The 15,490-nt window shown below is 72.6% G+C and carries 14 protein-coding genes; 6 read left to right on the forward strand and 8 right to left on the reverse strand.

Translation table 11 applies throughout. The features are described 5' to 3' along the window. Nucleotides 1-340: 340 nt before the first annotated feature. On the forward strand, nt 341-1,129 hold the full coding sequence (locus tag ACIP98_RS08365) for a transglycosylase SLT domain-containing protein (protein WP_319661292.1): 789 nt from the start codon (nt 341-343) through the stop codon (nt 1,127-1,129). A 101-nt stretch (nt 1,130-1,230) separates the two neighbouring features. On the opposite strand, the gene ACIP98_RS08370 is transcribed toward ACIP98_RS08365, so the two are convergent. Then, nucleotides 1,231-3,789 (reverse strand): FHA domain-containing protein, encoded by a 2,559-nt coding sequence (locus tag ACIP98_RS08370; protein ID WP_319661291.1) that lies wholly within the window; start codon nt 3,787-3,789, stop codon nt 1,231-1,233. Between the two features lie 274 nt (nt 3,790-4,063). Between ACIP98_RS08370 and ACIP98_RS08375 the strand changes: the two genes are divergently transcribed. Both ACIP98_RS08375 and serB read left to right on the forward strand, forming a co-directional pair. Continuing rightward, on the forward strand, nt 4,064-5,776 hold the full coding sequence (locus ACIP98_RS08375; protein ID WP_401974445.1) for a streptophobe family protein: 1,713 nt from the start codon (nt 4,064-4,066) through the stop codon (nt 5,774-5,776). A gap of 70 nt (nt 5,777-5,846) precedes the next feature. Continuing rightward, a complete protein-coding gene (gene serB, locus ACIP98_RS08380) occupies nt 5,847-7,085 on the forward strand; it encodes a phosphoserine phosphatase SerB (protein WP_401974448.1) in 1,239 nt (412 codons plus the stop codon). 84 nt (nt 7,086-7,169) lie between these two features. On the opposite strand, the gene ACIP98_RS08385 is transcribed toward serB, so the two are convergent. The 4 genes from ACIP98_RS08385 to ACIP98_RS08400 all read right to left on the reverse strand — a co-directional run bounded on the left by ACIP98_RS08385 (nt 7,170) and on the right by ACIP98_RS08400 (nt 9,651). After that, nucleotides 7,170-7,691 (reverse strand): histidine phosphatase family protein, encoded by a 522-nt coding sequence (locus ACIP98_RS08385; protein WP_319661288.1) that lies wholly within the window; start codon nt 7,689-7,691, stop codon nt 7,170-7,172. Between the two features lie 70 nt (nt 7,692-7,761). Beyond that, nucleotides 7,762-8,004: a hypothetical protein gene (locus tag ACIP98_RS08390; protein WP_319661287.1), complete on the reverse strand. Its 243-nt coding sequence runs from the start codon at nt 8,002-8,004 to the stop codon at nt 7,762-7,764. Between the two features lie 156 nt (nt 8,005-8,160). After that, complete coding sequence (locus tag ACIP98_RS08395) at nt 8,161-8,283, reverse strand: SGM_5486 family transporter-associated protein (RefSeq protein WP_319661286.1); 123 nt, start codon at nt 8,281-8,283, stop codon at nt 8,161-8,163. A 63-nt stretch (nt 8,284-8,346) separates the two neighbouring features. Next, a complete protein-coding gene (locus ACIP98_RS08400; RefSeq protein WP_319661285.1) occupies nt 8,347-9,651 on the reverse strand; it encodes an MFS transporter in 1,305 nt (434 codons plus the stop codon). A 43-nt stretch (nt 9,652-9,694) separates the two neighbouring features. On the opposite strand from ACIP98_RS08400, the gene ACIP98_RS08405 reads away from it, so the two are divergent. Further along, nucleotides 9,695-10,375, forward strand: coding sequence for an FCD domain-containing protein (locus ACIP98_RS08405; RefSeq protein ID WP_319661283.1), 681 nt, complete (start codon nt 9,695-9,697; stop codon nt 10,373-10,375). Here the strand turns inward: ACIP98_RS08405 and ACIP98_RS08410 are convergent. The 3 genes from ACIP98_RS08410 to fabG form a co-directional block, all read right to left on the reverse strand. Beyond that, on the reverse strand, nt 10,344-10,688 hold the full coding sequence (locus ACIP98_RS08410) for a hypothetical protein (protein WP_401974451.1): 345 nt from the start codon (nt 10,686-10,688) through the stop codon (nt 10,344-10,346). The two genes, ACIP98_RS08405 and ACIP98_RS08410, sit on opposite strands and share 32 nt — an antisense overlap. Nucleotides 10,689-10,877: 189 nt before the next feature. Then, entirely contained in the window at nt 10,878-11,645 is a 768-nt protein-coding gene (gene fabI, locus ACIP98_RS08415) for an enoyl-ACP reductase FabI (protein ID WP_319661281.1), read from the reverse strand. A gap of 2 nt (nt 11,646-11,647) precedes the next feature. Beyond that, nucleotides 11,648-12,352 carry a 3-oxoacyl-[acyl-carrier-protein] reductase gene (gene fabG, locus ACIP98_RS08420; protein ID WP_319661280.1) on the reverse strand — a complete coding sequence of 235 codons (705 nt, stop codon included), beginning with the start codon at nt 12,350-12,352 and terminating at the stop codon, nt 11,648-11,650. 211 nt (nt 12,353-12,563) lie between these two features. On the opposite strand from fabG, the gene ACIP98_RS08425 reads away from it, so the two are divergent. Both ACIP98_RS08425 and ACIP98_RS08430 read left to right on the forward strand, forming a co-directional pair. Further along, entirely contained in the window at nt 12,564-14,087 is a 1,524-nt protein-coding gene (locus ACIP98_RS08425; protein ID WP_319661279.1) for a TldD/PmbA family protein, read from the forward strand. Then, nucleotides 14,084-15,475, forward strand: a complete 1,392-nt coding sequence (locus ACIP98_RS08430; protein WP_319661278.1) for a metallopeptidase TldD-related protein — start codon at nt 14,084-14,086, stop codon at nt 15,473-15,475. Before ACIP98_RS08425 ends, ACIP98_RS08430 begins: the two co-directional genes overlap by 4 nt. Nucleotides 15,476-15,490 lie beyond the last annotated feature (15 nt).

The following is a 15,490-nucleotide window of genomic DNA, read 5'->3' on the forward strand; positions in this document are numbered from 1 at the left end:
ACCGGAACCGGCCGAACGTCGGGGAAACAGCGGGAGAACGGCGCACACGCGGTGCCCGGCCCGTCGCACAGTGCCACATGCCTGTGAGGCACCGCATAGGACGTACGTCACGTACGAAGGAAGGTAGTGGACCCGCGAGGCGCCGGACCGCCCGGGAGCGGGGGTCGTGCCGCCCCGGAGCGGCCGCCCGTCTACGACGCCGGGTAGTAATGGCGGGCTTTGCCCGGGAATTTCCCGCGGGCTAAGAATGCTCAGGTCGCTCCGCGCCGCGTTGGACACGTGGCGCTTCTCTTTGCCTGTGCAGAGCGGAGCGCAGCCGAATGGAAGAGGTAACTCCCCCATGCAGCTCCCGACGATCCCGTCTCTCGACCGTCTGACCAAGGCCCACAAGTACTCCGCCGCCGGTATCGCCGCGGCCGGTGTGGGCGTCCTGGCGATCACCGGCGTGACCGGGAGTGCCGGTACGGCCCAGGCCGATCAGGCCGCCGCCGGCAAGGCCGCCAGGGCTGCCAGGGCCGCGCACGCCTCGCACGTGGCCCATCTGAACGCCGTGGCCCAGCAGCACGCCGCCCACGTCGCCCACCAGGCCCTGGTGCGCAAGAAGCACGCCCAGCACGTCGCCCAGGTCACCGCCAGGACCAAGGCGCACGCCCGGCACGTCGCCCATGTCGCCGCCCTGCGCAAGGCGCACGCCGAGCACGTCGCCGCACAGGCCCAGCAGCGCCGCGCGGAGCAGCAGGCCGCCAACCGCAGCCACGAGCGCCAGGCGCTGATACCCCAGCAGAAGCAGGCCGCCCCGCGTCCGGCGCAGGAGAGCACCGCCAGTGCCGCGGCGGTGCCGAGCGGTAGCCCGCAGGAGATGGCGCGGCAGATGGTCGGCGACGCCCAGTTCCAGTGCTTCTCCAACATCGTGACCCGCGAGAGCGGCTGGAACCCGCAGGCGGTCAACCCCTCGTCCGGTGCGTACGGTCTGGTCCAGGCGCTGCCCGGCTCGAAGATGGCCTCCGCCGGTGCCGACTGGCGGACCAATGCGGCCACCCAGATCAAGTGGGGCCTGAACTACATGAACGAGCGCTACGGCAGCCCGTGCGGCGCGTGGTCGTTCTGGCAGGCGCACAACTGGTACTGATCCCGCGGGACAGGCACCAGGCAGCACAAGGCGGCGGATTCCCGGTCGGGGAATCCGCCGCCCCTGTGCGTGGCGGGCAGGTCGGGAGGACGCCCCGCACCCTACTTGCGCATGACCTCCGGCTCGTGCCGCCGCAGCAGCCGCAGGACGAGGAAGCCGCAGATCACGCCGATACCGAGCAGGATGCCCATGTCGGTGCCCCATTGTGCGGCCGAGTGCTCCCACAGCGGGTCGATGTTTTCGGGCTTGGCCTGGTCCCACGGCGGCATGATGTGGCCCAGGTCGAGCGTGGCGCCCGCGGCGCCGACCGCCCAGCGGGACGGCATCAGCCAGGCGACCTGCTCCAGGCCCACGGTGCCGAAGATCTGGAAGAGCACCCCGGTGAAGACCACCTGGACGATGGCGAACATGACCAGCAGCGGCATGGTCTTCTCCGCGGTCTTCACCAGCGAGGAGATGACCAGGCCGAACATCATCGAGCTGAAGCCGAGTCCGATGATCACCAGGGTGAGCTCGGCGGCCGGGAATCCCTTGACGATCAGGCCCTCGTCGGGGAGCTTGCGGACCGACAGGCCGATCGCGCAGATGATGACGCCCTGGAGCGCGCTGATCAGGCCGAGGACGAACACCTTGGAGAACAGGTACGCCGAGCGCGACAGGCCGGTGGCGCGTTCCCGCTCGTAGATGACCCGTTCCTTGATCAGTTCGCGCACCGAGTTGGCGGCGCCCGAGAAGCAGGCGCCGACGGCGAGGATCAGCAGGATGGTGCCGGCGTCGGGGTTGAACTTGCCCGGCTGGTCGGGGGCCGTGAGGCCGAAGTCCGCCGGGATGACCACGCTCACCAGGCCGAGGACCGCCGGCAGGATCACCATCAGTCCCATGAAGCCCTTGTCGGAGGCGATCACCGACATGTAGCGACGCACCAGGGTGACGAACTGCGACCCCCAGCTCTGCGGCTTGGGCGGCTTCGTCTGCTGCGGGGCCACGGGTACGGACTGCGGTGCGACGGCGTCCAGGTCCGCGGCGTACATCTGATAGTGCTGGGAGCCGTGCCAGCGGCCTGACCAGTCGTAGTCGCGGTAGTTCTCGAAGGCGGAGAAGACGTCCGCCCAGGTTTCGTAGCCGAAGAAGTTCAGCGCCTCCTCGGGCGGCCCGAAGTACGCCACGGCGCCGCCCGGCGCCATCACCAGCAGCTTGTCGCACAGGGCCAGTTCGGCCACGGAGTGGGTGACCACGAGCACCGTGCGGCCGTCGTCGGCCAGGCCGCGGAGCAGCTTCATCACGTCGCGGTCCATACCCGGGTCGAGGCCGGAGGTGGGCTCGTCCAGGAAGATCAGCGAGGGCTTGGTGAGCAGTTCCAGGGCGACGGAGACGCGCTTGCGCTGGCCGCCGGACAGCGACGTGACGCGCTTGTCGGCGTGGACGTCGAGCTTCAGCTCGCGCAGCACCTCGTCGATGCGGGCCTCGCGCTCGGCGGCCTTGGTGTCGCCGGGGAAGCGGAGCTTGGCCGCGTAGCGCAGGGCTTTGCGGATCGTCAGCTCCTTGTGGAGGATGTCGTCCTGCGGGACCAGCCCGATGCGCTGCCGCAGCTCGGCGAACTGCTTGTAGAGGTTGCGGCTGTCGTACAGCACCTCCCCCTCGTCGGCCGGCCGGTAGCCGGTCAGCGCGCGCAGCAGCGTCGACTTGCCGGAGCCGGAAGGGCCGATGACGGCGACCAGCGACTTCTCGGGGACGCCGAAGGAGACGTCGTTGAGGATGTTCTTGGTGCCGTTGCCCTGGGGGACGGTCACGGTGAGCCGCCGGGCCGAGAAGGAGATCTCGCCGGTGTCGACGAACTCCTCCAGCTGGTCGCCGACGAGCCGGAAGGTGGAGTGGCCGACGCCCACGATGTCGTTGGGGCCGAGCAGGTGACGCTGGATCGGCTGGCCGTTGACGTAGGTGCCGTTGTGGCTGCCGAGGTCGACGATCTCGTAGCGGCCGTCCGGGTGGGCCCGGAACTCCGCGTGGAACCGGGAGACCTGGAGGTCGGAGACGACGAGGTCGTTCTCCAGGGCGCGGCCGATCTTCATCACGCGGCCGAGCACCAGGTGGTGGAAGGTGGTCGGGCTGCGGTCGCCGTAGACGGGCGGTGCGGAGCCCATTCCACCCGAGGGTCCCTGCGGGGCCGGGATACGCGGCTGCGGCGCCTGTCCGCCGTGGGCGGGCTGCGGCACGTGCGGCTGTGCGCCGTTGCCGCCCGCGTTCCAGCCGTTCCGCGACGACGACGCGCCCCGCGCCGGTGCCCTCTGCACGCCGGGACCCGACTGACGGGCCTGCTGCGGCTGGGCGAGCGAGGTCTCGGCGCTGTAGATGTCGCCGCCCGCCGACGCACTGCCGCTGAAGACCAGTTGCGGGCCGTCGTTGGCGTTGCCGAGGTTGACGGTGGCACCGGCGGCGACGTCGTGGGCGTGCACGCGCTGCCCCTGCACATAGGTGCCGTTGGTGCTGCCGAGGTCCTCCAGGACCCAGCCCCGGTCCCCGCGCCGGATGGTGGCGTGCCGCCAGGACACCCTGGCGTCGTCGAGGACCACGTCCGACTGCGGGTCCCGGCCGAGGCTGTACGACCGGGACGGATCCAGCGTCCAGGTGCGACCGTTCAGTTCCAGTACGAGTTCAGGCACCCCAAGCCCCACAAAGTCGTCCCCCGGGTTGTCCCCCTTGGGGGGAGTCTAGGGATTGCGGACACCGGGAGGAACTATTCCAGGCACGACCGGCCGGCAGAAGCAGAACCCGCCCGACCGGAACGAAGTGCACGGGCTGCCGGGAATCCGTTGACGGCGCCGAACCACCACCGGAGAGTGGTAACCGCCCGGGATCCGTGCGGATCATGACGGACCGGGGCATGAGCAGCGCAGGCAGCACAGGCGGTCCGGACGCGACACCTCGGGGGCGGGCATGACGACGTACACCTCCACACCACCATCCGCCGCGTCCCCGCACGCGCCGCGGGCGATCCCCTGGGGCAGCGTGCTGCTGTCCGCGATCGCGGCCGTCAGCTGGGCGTACCTGGCGATGGTGGGCGTGGCGGCGCTCGGGCTCCATCTGCTCGGGGCGGACACCGCGGGCTCCCTCGGGCCGATGACCGCCGCCGTGGTGGCCATGGCGGTGGGCGGCAAGGTGAGCCCGTCCGGGGACGTCGCGGTGTTCGGGCTCGACGGCGCGGGCGCGGCAGGCGCGCTCGACGTGATGCCGCTGGGAGTGGGACTGGTCGGGGCGCTGCTCCTGGCCTGGATCTTCCTGCGCTCGCTGCGACGGGCGGGCGTGACGATCCCGGCCGGCGAACTGGTCGCGCGCGCCGGGACCGTGACGGTCCTTTTCGTGGCGCTGCTCGGTGCACTGGGCTGGGCGGGCGAGGACACCATCGCCATCGACGGGGCCGCGCTGGGCGCCGGCAAGAGCGGGGGCGGGGGCGGCCTGATCGACCAGTTGCCGGGCATCGGCGACATCGGCGGCGGGCTGGGCGACGGGCTGCAGGACCTGATCGACGCCAAGGCCTCGGTGAGCTTCCACGTGGACACCGGCCGCTCGCTGCTGGGCGGACTGCTGTGGGTGCTGGCCGTACTGCTGCTGACGCTGCTCGCCTCGCGGCGCACGCCGCTGCCTCCCGGCCTGGAGGCGGTGCACACGGCTGTCCGTCCGGCCGCCTCGGCGCTGCGCTGGGTGCTGCTGCTGGCCGTGGTGGCGGGGTACGCGGCGGCCGGCTACGCGGCCGCCACCGGGGACGAGCCGAAGCGGATCGCCGGCGCGGCGCTCCTGGGGGCGCCCAACGGTGTCTGGCTGGCGGTGCCCCTGGGTCTGTTCGTCTCGTGGAAGGGCACGGCCACCGGCGAGCTCGCCAAGGTGCTGCCCGACCCCCTCGACCGGCTGCTGACGGGGAAGGCCCAGGAGCCGGTGACCATGGGGCGGCTGGCCGAACTCGACCACCGGGTCTGGCTGCTGACGGTTGCCGTCGCGCTGATGATGCTGGCGGCCGGGGCGCTGGCCGCGGTCCGCACGCCGTTGCGGGGCGCCTCGCGGGCCGGGTACGCCGGGCGGTGCGCGCTGAGCCTCGGGGTGGTCACGGCGCTCGCCTTCCTCCTGCTGGTGCAGCTCACCGGCGTCTCCGTGGACGCGGGGCTGTCGGTGTTCGGCTTCGACGCCGTGGGCGCCGGGATCGACCTGCACGGCAGCATGCCGCTCGCGCTGCTCCTGGGCGCCGCCTGGGGTGCCGCGGCGGGCGGGGCGGGCGCGCTGCTGGCCCTGGCGACGGGCACGGCCGGACGCAGGGTGTCGCCCTACGTGCCGCCGGGCGCGGCAACCGGCGCGGCCGCGCCGCGGCCGCCGCAGCCGCCCGTGGGGGCTCCCGGGCCCGTGGTCCCGCAGGACTCCGGGCGCACCTACCCGGGTATCGCGTACGAGCCCGGCCCCTACCTCCCCAGTCCCGGCTACCAGTCCCACGAGGAGGAGCCCAACCCGTACAAGCAGTCGCCGCCCTCCGACGCCCCGCACTCGGCGCGGACCGTCACCGGGATGCCGCTGCCGCCCCCGCCCGGACCGCCGCCGGGCCGGCCCCCGGGGCCGCCCCCGCCCGGACCGCCGCCACCCGGCGCGCCGGGACAGCGCCGCTGACCACGGGCCCTGTCCGGCAGGCGGAACGCGTCTCCGCCCGGGTCCGGGTGCCCGATACGGTGGTCTCACCATGAACGACGCATCGCAGGCGACCACCGCCCCCGCCGTCAACGTGCCGACCCTCCTGGTCAAGATCTTCGGCAAGGACCGGCCGGGCCTCACCGCCGGGCTCTTCGAGACGCTGGCCGGCTTCCAGGTGGACGTCGTCGACATCGAGCAGGTCGTCACCCGTGGCCGCATCGTGCTCTGCGCGCTGGTCACCGCGCCCACCGGGCCGGGCGTGGAGGGCGCGCTGCGGGCGACGGTGCACTCCTGGGCCGAGTCGGTGCGGCTGCAGGCCGAGATCATCTCCGGCATCGGCGACAACCGGCCGCGCGGCGAGGGCCGCTCCCATGTGACCGTGCTCGGGCACCCGCTCACCGCGGAGTCGACCGCGGCCATAGCGAACCGCATCACCGCGGTGGGCGGCAACATCGACCGCATCTTCCGCCTCGCGAAGTACCCGGTGACGGCGGTGGAGTTCGCCGTGTCGGGTGTCGCGACCGACGCGCTGCGCCCGGTCCTCGCCCTGGAGGCGCACCAGCGCGGGGTGGACGTCGCCGTGGTGTCGTCCGGGCTGCACCGCAGGGCGCGGCGGCTGGTGGTCATGGACGTGGACTCCACCGTCATCCAGGACGAGGTGATCGAGCTCTTCGCGGCGCACGCCGGCTGCGAGGACGAGGTCGCCGAGGTGACGGCCCGCGCGATGCGGGGCGAGCTGGACTTCGAGCAGTCGCTGCACGCGCGGGTGGCGCTGCTGGCGGGGCTGGACGCGTCCGTGGTGGACAAGGTGCGCCAGGAGGTCCGGCTGACGGCGGGCGCCCGCACGCTGATCCGCACCCTCAAACGCCTGGGCTACCAGGTGGGTGTCGTCTCGGGCGGCTTCACGCAGGTCACGGACGACCTCAAGGAGCGGCTGGGGCTGGACTTCGCGGCCGCCAACACCCTGGAGATCGTCGACGGCCGGCTCACCGGCCGGGTGGTCGGGGAGGTCGTGGACCGCGCGGGCAAGGCGCGGCTGCTGCGGCGCTTCGCCGCGGAGGCCGGGGTGCCGCTCGACCAGACCGTCGCGATCGGCGACGGGGCGAACGACCTGGACATGCTCAACGCCGCCGGGCTCGGGGTGGCCTTCAACGCCAAGCAGGTGGTGCGGGAGGCCGCCGACGCCGCGGTCAACGTGCCGTTCCTGGACACGGTGCTTTACCTGCTGGGCATCACGCGCGAAGAGGTCGAGGCGGCCGACGCGCTGGACGGCGCGGTCGAGGCGTAGCCACCGGAGAGGGTCCGCGCCCCGCGGCGGGACCCGGAGCGCGTACGCACCGCCCCGGGCCCGTCGCCGCTGTCCGCGGCCCGGTCAGTCGTGCGGGGACCAGAACTCGACCAGGCGCCCCACGCCGTGCTCGACCGTCTTCCAGGGACCGGTGAAGGTGATCACGGCGATCGACGCGGTGGGGAAGCCCGTTCGCTCGATCCGCGCGAGGGCGTCCCCCTCGCTGCTGCCGGCGAGAGCGTCGGCGAGGGCGTGGATTCCCGGGTTGTGGCCCACCAGCAGCAGGTCGTCGACGTCCTCGGGGGTCTCGTTGAGCAGCGCGAGCAGGTCTCCGAGGGTGGCGTCGTACAGCCGCTCCTCGTAGACGGTCCGGGGGCGGTGGGGAAGTTCGTGCGCGACGAGCTTCCAGGTCTCGACGGTGCGGACGGCCGAGGAGCAGAGGGTCAGGTCGAACGGGATGTCCAGCTCCATGAGCCTGCGGCCGGCGACCGGCGCCTCCTTGCGTCCACGGTCGGCCAACGGCCGCTCGTGGTCGGGAACGGCGGGCCAATCGGCCTTGGCGTGCCGGAGCAGGACGATCCGGCGGGGCGATGCAGCTGCGCTCATGACCCTCAGCTTTCCAGAAAACCGCCCGGCAGGCGCGGGAGCGGCCCGGATCGCGGACGGCGTGCGGAGGTTACAGCAGGTGTTGCAGCAATGCCGGTAGCACCTCGGCAAGCCGGGTGAACAGGCGTGCGGCGGGTTCGGCCGCCGAGGCGTTCGCGGTTCCGGGCCCCGCGACGAACGCGAGCAGCGCGGCGAAGGCGAGGGCGGGCAGCGCCAGCGCCCACCACGGCAGGCGCGTCTGCGCGGCGCCGTCGGCCGCGGCACGAACGGTGCGGGGGCGCGGGGCGCGCGAGGGAACAGCCTGCGTGGACACGGGACCGCCTCCGAGGTGCGGGGTGCTGATTGACCTTGCACCACGACGCTACGGAACCGCGGACCGCCGGCCCATCGGGTGGCCCACCCACTTGACCCTGACCCTGACCCCCTAGGGGAGGTGGGGTTGTCCCCACCCCGGGGGTCGGGGGCCGGGTCAGCCGAACTTGGCGCCGATGGTGGCGATCACCGCGACGAGGGCGGGGACGGCGAGCATGAGGCCGAAGATGATCAGGAGCTTCTTCTGCGGCTGCGGGGGGTTGGGCTCGAGCACGGGCATGGCCTCAGTCTGGCACCGGCCCGCGGCAGCCCCGCACCCGGGTCGCCCGGGACGCCGGGTGCGTCAGAGTTCGTCCTCCACCGACCGGTCGCGCCCGGCGACCATGCCCGCGGCGATCTGCGGCAGCAGCAGGGCGAGCATGAAGGCGACGGGCAGGTCCCAGCCGCCGCTGTGCTGGTAGAGGACGCCGACCAGGATCGGGCCCGGGATGGAGATCAGGTAGCCGGTGCACTGCGCGAAGGCCGACAGCCGCACCACTCCCGCGCCGGTGCGCGAGCGCATCCCGATCATGGTGAGGGCGAGCGGGAAGGAGCAGTTGGAGATCCCGAGCAGGACCGCCCACACCCAGGGCGCGGCGGCGGGCGCGAGCCACAGTCCCGCGTACCCGGCGAGCCCGAACAGGCCGAGGCCCACGGCCAGTCCGCCCTGGTGCCGCATCCGCCCCGCGAGCGCGGGCAGCACGAAGGACAGCGGCACACCCATCACCATGGTGACGGCGAGCAGCACTCCGGCGGCGGAGGCGGAGATCCCCGCGTCACGGAAGATCTGCGGCAGCCAGCCCATGGTGATGTACGCGCCGGTGGCCTGGAGCCCGAAGTACACGGCCAGCGCCCAGGCGGTGCGGCTGCGGGTGATCCGGCCGGCCGCGACGGGGGCGGTCACCGCGGGGGCCACGGGGGCCGGGACGGGCGCGGTGCCGGCGCCGGCACCGCTGCGGTCGCGCACCAGGGCGAGCCAGGGCACGACGGCCGCGACCGCGACCACCGCCCAGACACCGAGGCCGGCGCGCCAGTCGCCGCCCAGCGCACGTGTCACGGGGACGGTGGCCGCGGCCGCCAGGGCGGTGCCCAGGGAGAGCGCCATGGAGTACAGGCCGGTCATGGTGCCCACGCGATCGGGGAAGTAGCGCTTGACGACCACGGGCATCAGGACGTTGCCGACGGCTATGCCGGCCAGTGCCAGGGCGCTGGCGGCGAGGAAGACGACGGTGCCCCCGGCGAACGGGCGCAGGGCCAGTCCGAGTGCGATGGCGGTCAGTCCTCCGCAGACCACAGCGCCGGGGCCGCGGCGGCGGGCCAGCCGCGGCGCGGCCACGCCGAAGAGGGCGAAGCACAGGGCCGGCACGGAGGTGAGCAGCCCGGCGACGGTCCCGCTCATGCCCAGCCCGTCGCGGACCTCCTCCAGGAGCGCGCCGAGGCTCGTGATGGCGGGTCGCAGGTTGAGTGCGGCGAGGACGAGCGCGACGGCGACGAAAACCCGGGTGCGGGCGCGGGTGTGCGTCATGCTCTGCGGAGCGGCGGACCGCTGTACGGGCAGGGCGGGTCCTGCCGTGGCAGGGTCGATCGTTGTGGCTTCGTCGTCACGCATGCGCACCATCATAGAATGATGGGATGAATCCTGAGGAGGGTCCATGCCCCTGACCTCGCCCCGGCGGTCCGTGCTCGCCGACCAGGTGATCACACAACTGCGCGCCCAGATCACCTCCGGTGAGTGGCCGGTGGGATCACGCATCCCCACCGAGACGCAGCTGGTGGAGCAGCTCGGGGTGGCCCGCAACACCGTCCGCGAGGCCGTCCGGGCACTGGCGCACAACGGTCTGCTGGACATCCGGCAGGGATCGGGCACCTATGTGCTGGCGACGAGCGAGATGGCCGGCGTCATGCACCGCCGCTTCGCCGACGCCGATCCCCGGCACGTCGCCGAGCTGCGCAGCGCCTTGGAGGCCGCCGCGGCGTCGCTGGCCGCCTCGCGGCGCACCGAGCGCGATCTCCGGCAGCTGGACGCGGCTCTCGCGCGGCGTGAACGGGCCTGGCACGCCGGGCGCGCGGACGTCTTCGTGGACGCCGACGCGGCGCTGCACCTGTCGGTCGTGGCCGCCTCGCACAACGAGGTCATCGCCGAGCTCTACGCCGACCTCGGCGAGGTGCTGCGCGAGTTCCTCCGCGCCGACATCGGGGAGGAGCTGAGCGCCGAGACGTACGTGGACCACTCCCGGCTGGTCGAGGCGATCCGCCAGGGGGACCCTATGGCGGCTTCGGAGGAGGCCGCGGGCCACGCCTTCAGCTGCCGCTTCCGTCCGGCAGACGGGTGACCCAGACGCTCGATATCTCCTCCCAGCAGCGGTCGCTCAGCGTCACCGTCTCCGCCGGGCCCACCGGGACCTGCGAGCCGTCCACGTCCGGGTCCCACCACTGGGCGCACTCGATGTGCAGCTGCACGTGGTCGACGTCCGGATCCGGGTTGAAGCAGACGGCCACGCCCTCGCTGCCCTGCACGGAGGTCCGGCACTCGGTGTCCTCGACCGCCCCGGACGCCGCCCGGGCCGCCGCCGCTGCCGGGCCCGCGACCACCGAGGCCGCCGCCGCTGCCGCCACCGCGTAGAAGCGCACACGCACGATGCACACCCTCCCTCCGCTGCCCCGGTTCGTCCCCCTCGCCCCGCACCCCATGGTGGCGGCGCACACCCGGGACCACCCGGGTTGCTGGGCCGAACGGGGGACGCCGGCCCCGAACGCGCGTACGGCCCCGGCCCGCCCGAAGGCGGCACCGGGGCCGTAGGAGACGAACGACGACGGGGAAGGGACCCGCCGGCGTCAGGCGCCGATCGCGTGCAGGCCGCCGTCGACGTGCACGATCTCGCCCGTGGTCTTGGGGAACCAGTCGCTGAGCAGCGCCACGACTCCGCGGCCGGCCGGCTCGGGGTCGGCCACGTCCCACTCCAGGGGTGAGCGGTGGTTCCAGACGTCGGCGAGCTCGCTGAAGCCCGGGATGGACTTCGCGGCCATGGAGCCGATCGGGCCCGCCGAGATCAGGTTGCAGCGGATGTTCTGCTTGCCGAGGTCACGCGCGATGTAGCGCGACGTGGCCTCCAGGGCGGCCTTGGCCGGGCCCATCCAGTCGTACTGCGGCCAGGCGTACTGCGCGTCGAAGGTGAGGCCGACGACCGAGCCGCCCTCCTGCATCAGCGGCAGGCAGGCCATGGTGAGCGCCTTCAGCGAGTACGCGGAGACGTGCATGGCCGTGGCGACGGACTCGAACGGCGTGTTCAGGAAGTTGCCGCCGAGCGCGTCCTGCGGCGCGAAGCCGATGGAGTGGACCACGCCGTCCAGGCCGCCCAGCTCCTCGCGCACCACGTCGGCCAGGGAGGCCAGGTGCTCGCCGTTGGTGACGTCCAGCTCGATGACCTTGACGGGCCTGGGCAGCTTCTTGGCGATGCGCTCGGTGAGCGTGGGCCGCGGGAACGCCGTGAGGATGATCTCGGCGCCCTGCTCCTGGGCGAGCCTGGCGGTGTGGAAGGCGATGGAGGACTCCATCAGCACGCCCGTGATGAGGACGCGTTTGCCGGCGAGGATTCCGCTCATGCTCAGTGACCCATGCCCAATCCGCCGTCCACGGGAATGACGGCTCCAGTGATGTATGCGGCCTCGTCGGAGGCGAGGAAGCGGACCGAGGCGGCGATCTCCTCGGGCTGCGCGTACCGGCCCGCGGGGACCTGGCTGACGATGGCCTTGCGCTGCTCGTCGGTGAGCACGCGGGTCATGTCGGTGTCGACGAAGCCGGGGGCGACGACGTTGACGGTGATGTTGCGCGAGCCGAGCTCGCGGGCGAGGGAGCGGGCGAAGCCGACCAGGCCGGCCTTGGAGGCGGCGTAGTTCGCCTGTCCCGCCTGGCCCGTCAGGCCCACCACGGAGGAGATCAGCACGACACGGCCCTTGCGGGCCCGCAGCATCGCCTTCGAGGCACGCTTGACCATGCGGAAGGTGCCGGTGAGGTTGGTGTCGATGACGGAGGTGAAGTCCTCCTCCGACATGCGCAGCAGCAGCTGGTCGCGGGTGACGCCGGCGTTGGCCACCAGCACCTGTACGGGACCCTGCTTCTCCTCGATCTCCTTGTAGGCCTGCTCGACCTGCTCGGGATCCGTGATGTCGCAGCGGACGGCGAGGAAGCCGGCCGGCGGCTCGCCCGAGCGGTAGGTGATGGCGACCTGGTCACCGGCGTCGGCGAAGGCCCGGGCGATGGCGAGGCCGATGCCCCGGTTTCCTCCGGTGACGAGAACCGAGCGGCTCAACGGATCACCCTTTCCATAGTGGTCTTGTACACCGAAAAACTATCTGCCTACGCGGCGGTACGGAGAATCGACCCCCGACAGGGGCGTGTCCGCGTCGCTGTCGAGTCCCTACAGAAAACGGCAGGCGGGGGCGGTGTCGGAGGGGCATGATTCACTGCGGAGGACATGACGCACACCGACGTTGAGGCATCGGGCAGAAGGGGAGGCCGTCGTGCCCCATGAGGTCGATCAGTCATTTCTGGCGCTGCCGCTGAGGCCGCTGGCCGACGCCGCGCTGGCACGCGCCCGCGCACTGGGCGCCGAGCACGCCGACTTCCGCTTCGAGAGGGTGCGCGGGGCCGCCTGGCGGCTGCGCGACGGCAGACCGTCCGGTTCCTCGGACACCACGGACATGGGCTACGCGGTGCGCGTCGTGCACGGCGGGGCCTGGGGCTTCGCCTCCGGGGTGGACCTGACGATGGATGCGGCGGCGCGGGTGGCCGGCCAGGCGGTCGCCATGGCGAAGCTGTCCGCGAAGGTGATCGCCGCGGCGGGCTCGGACGAGCGCGTGCAGCTCGCGCCGGAGCCCGTGCACGCGGACAAGGTCTGGGTCTCGGCGTACGACGTCGACCCCTTCGATGTGCCCGATGCCGACAAGACCGCTCTGCTGGCCGAGTGGAGCGGCCGGTTGCTGGCCGCTCCGGGCGTGTCGCACGTGGACGCCTCGCTCATGACCGTCCACGAGAACAAGTTCTACGCCGACACCTGGGGCACGACCACGACCCAGCAGCGGGTGCGGGTGCACCCGCAACTGACCGCCGTCGCGGTGGACCCGGCCTCCGGCGAGTTCGACTCCATGCGCACCCTGGCCCCGCCGGCCGGCCGCGGCTGGGAGTACCTGACCGGCACCGGCTGGGACTGGGACACCGAGCTCGCGGAGATCCCGGAGCTGCTCTCCGAGAAGATGGCGGCCCCCTCGGTGGAGGCGGGCGCGTACGACGTGGTGGTCGACCCGTCCAATCTCTGGCTGACCATCCACGAGTCGATCGGCCACGCCACCGAACTGGACCGCGCGCTGGGATACGAGGCCGCCTACGCCGGCACCTCCTTCGCCACCTTCGACCAGCTGGGCAAGCTGCAGTACGGCTCCGCGCACATGAACGTCACCGGCGACCGCACCGCCGAGCACGGGCTGGCGACCGTCGGCTACGACGACGAGGGCGTCGCCGGCCAGTCCTGGGACCTGATCAAGGACGGCGTCCTGGTCGGCTACCAGCTGGACCGGCGCATCGCGCGGCTGACCGGCTTCGAGCGCTCCAACGGCTGCGCCTACGCCGACTCCCCCGGCCATGTGCCGGTGCAGCGGATGGCGAACGTGTCGTTGCGGCCCGCGCCGGACGGCCCGTCGACGCAGGAGCTGATCGGCGGCGTGGAGCGCGGCATCTACATCGTCGGCGACCGCTCGTGGTCCATCGACATGCAGCGCTACAACTTCCAGTTCACCGGGCAGCGCTTCTTCAGGATCGAGAACGGCCGGCTGGCCGGCCAGCTGCGCGACGTCGCCTACCAGGCGACCACCACCGACTTCTGGGGCTCCATGGAGGCCGTCGGCGGCCCGCAGACCTACGTCCTCGGTGGCGCCTTCAACTGCGGCAAGGCCCAGCCGGGCCAGGTCGCCGCCGTCTCGCACGGCTGCCCGTCCGCGCTCTTCCGCGGCGTGAACATCCTCAACACCACGCAGGAGGCCGGTCGATGAGCACCCTCTCCAAGCCCCACGAGATCGTCGAGCGGGCCCTGGAGCTGTCCCGTGCGGACGGCTGCGTGGTCATCGCCGACGAGGACTCCTCGGCCAACCTGCGCTGGGCGGGCAACGCCCTGACCACCAACGGCGTCACCCGCGGCCGCACACTCACGGTGATCGCGACCGTGAACGGCGCGCAGGGCACCGCCTCGGGCGTGGTGTCGCGTGCCGCGGTCACCGCGGACGACCTGGAGCCGCTGGTGCGCGCCGCCGAGGCGGCGGCACGCGACGCGGGACCCGCCGAGGACGCCCAGCCGCTGGTCGAGGGGGTACCCGCGAGCGCCTCCTTCACCGAGCCGCCCGCCGAGACCGGCTCCGAGGTCTTCGCGGCCTTCGCGCCGGCGCTCGGCGAGTCCTTCGCCGTGGCCCGGGCCGGCGGCCGGCGGTTGTACGGCTTCGCCCAGCACAGCGTCACCTCGACCTACCTGGGCACCTCTACGGGTCTGCGGCTGCGCCACGACCAGCCCAGCGGCACGCTCGAACTCAACGCCAAGTCCGAGGACATGTCCCGCTCGGCGTGGGCCGGCGCGGCCACCCGCGACTTCACCGACGTCGACCCCGCGGCGCTCGACGCCGAACTGGCGCAGCGGCTGGCCTGGGCCGAGCGCCGGATCGACCTGCCCGCCGGGCGGTACGAGACGCTGCTGCCGCCGTCGGCGGTGGCGGACCTGGTGATCTATCAGCAGTGGAGCTCCGCGGCCCGGGACGCGGCGGAGGGCCGCACGGTCTTCAGCAAGCCCGGCGGGGGCACCCGGATCGGCGAGCGGCTGTCGGACCTGCCCCTGACGCTGCGCAGCGACCCGCACGAACCCGGCCTGGAGTCGGCCCCGTTCGTGATCGCGCACGCCTCGGGTGACGACTCGTCGGTTTTCGACAACGGCCTGCCGGTCGAATCGACGGACTGGCTGCGCGACGGCGTGCTGCGGCGGCTGTTCACCACCCGGCACAGCGCGGGACTGACCGGTCTGCCGACGGCGCCGGTCGGGGGCAATCTGATCCTCGACGGCGGCGGCAAGCGCTCCCTGGAGGAACTGGTCGCGGACACCGGGCGCGGGCTGCTGTTGACCTGCCTGTGGTACATCCGCGAGGTCGACCCGGCCACCCTGCTGCTGACCGGGCTGACCCGCGACGGGGTCTACCTGGTGGAGGGCGGCGAGGTGACCGGTGTGGTCAACAACTTCCGGTTCAACGAGTCGCCGGTGGACCTGCTGGGCCGGGTCACCGAGGTGGGCCGCACCGAGCGGACGCTGCCCCGCGAGTGGGGCGACTGGTTCACCCGGGCCGCGTTCCCGGCGATGCGGATCCCGGATTTCAACATGAGTTCGGTCAGCCAGGGGGTCTGACCGCCGACAAGGGGT

Origin of the sequence: Streptomyces sp. NPDC088354 (assembly GCF_044753585.1) — a bacterium.
In the GTDB taxonomy this organism is placed as follows: domain Bacteria; phylum Actinomycetota; class Actinomycetes; order Streptomycetales; family Streptomycetaceae; genus Actinacidiphila.

Excerpts from the sequence above, each read along its gene's own strand:
- ACIP98_RS08365 (WP_319661292.1), top strand. The coding sequence starts at position 341 with ATGCAGCTCCCGACGATCCCGTCTCTCGACCGTCTGACCAAGGCCCAC.
- ACIP98_RS08375 (WP_401974445.1), top strand. The coding sequence starts at position 4,064 with ATGACGACGTACACCTCCACACCACCATCCGCCGCGTCCCCGCACGCG.
- serB (WP_401974448.1), top strand. The coding sequence starts at position 5,847 with ATGAACGACGCATCGCAGGCGACCACCGCCCCCGCCGTCAACGTGCCG.
- ACIP98_RS08385 (WP_319661288.1), bottom strand. The coding sequence starts at position 7,691 with ATGAGCGCAGCTGCATCGCCCCGCCGGATCGTCCTGCTCCGGCACGCC.
- ACIP98_RS08395 (WP_319661286.1), bottom strand. The coding sequence starts at position 8,283 with ATGCCCGTGCTCGAGCCCAACCCCCCGCAGCCGCAGAAGAAGCTCCTG.
- ACIP98_RS08400 (WP_319661285.1), bottom strand. The coding sequence starts at position 9,651 with ATGCGTGACGACGAAGCCACAACGATCGACCCTGCCACGGCAGGACCC.
- ACIP98_RS08405 (WP_319661283.1), top strand. The coding sequence starts at position 9,695 with ATGCCCCTGACCTCGCCCCGGCGGTCCGTGCTCGCCGACCAGGTGATC.
- fabI (WP_319661281.1), bottom strand. The coding sequence starts at position 11,645 with ATGAGCGGAATCCTCGCCGGCAAACGCGTCCTCATCACGGGCGTGCTG.
- ACIP98_RS08430 (WP_319661278.1), top strand. The coding sequence starts at position 14,084 with ATGAGCACCCTCTCCAAGCCCCACGAGATCGTCGAGCGGGCCCTGGAG.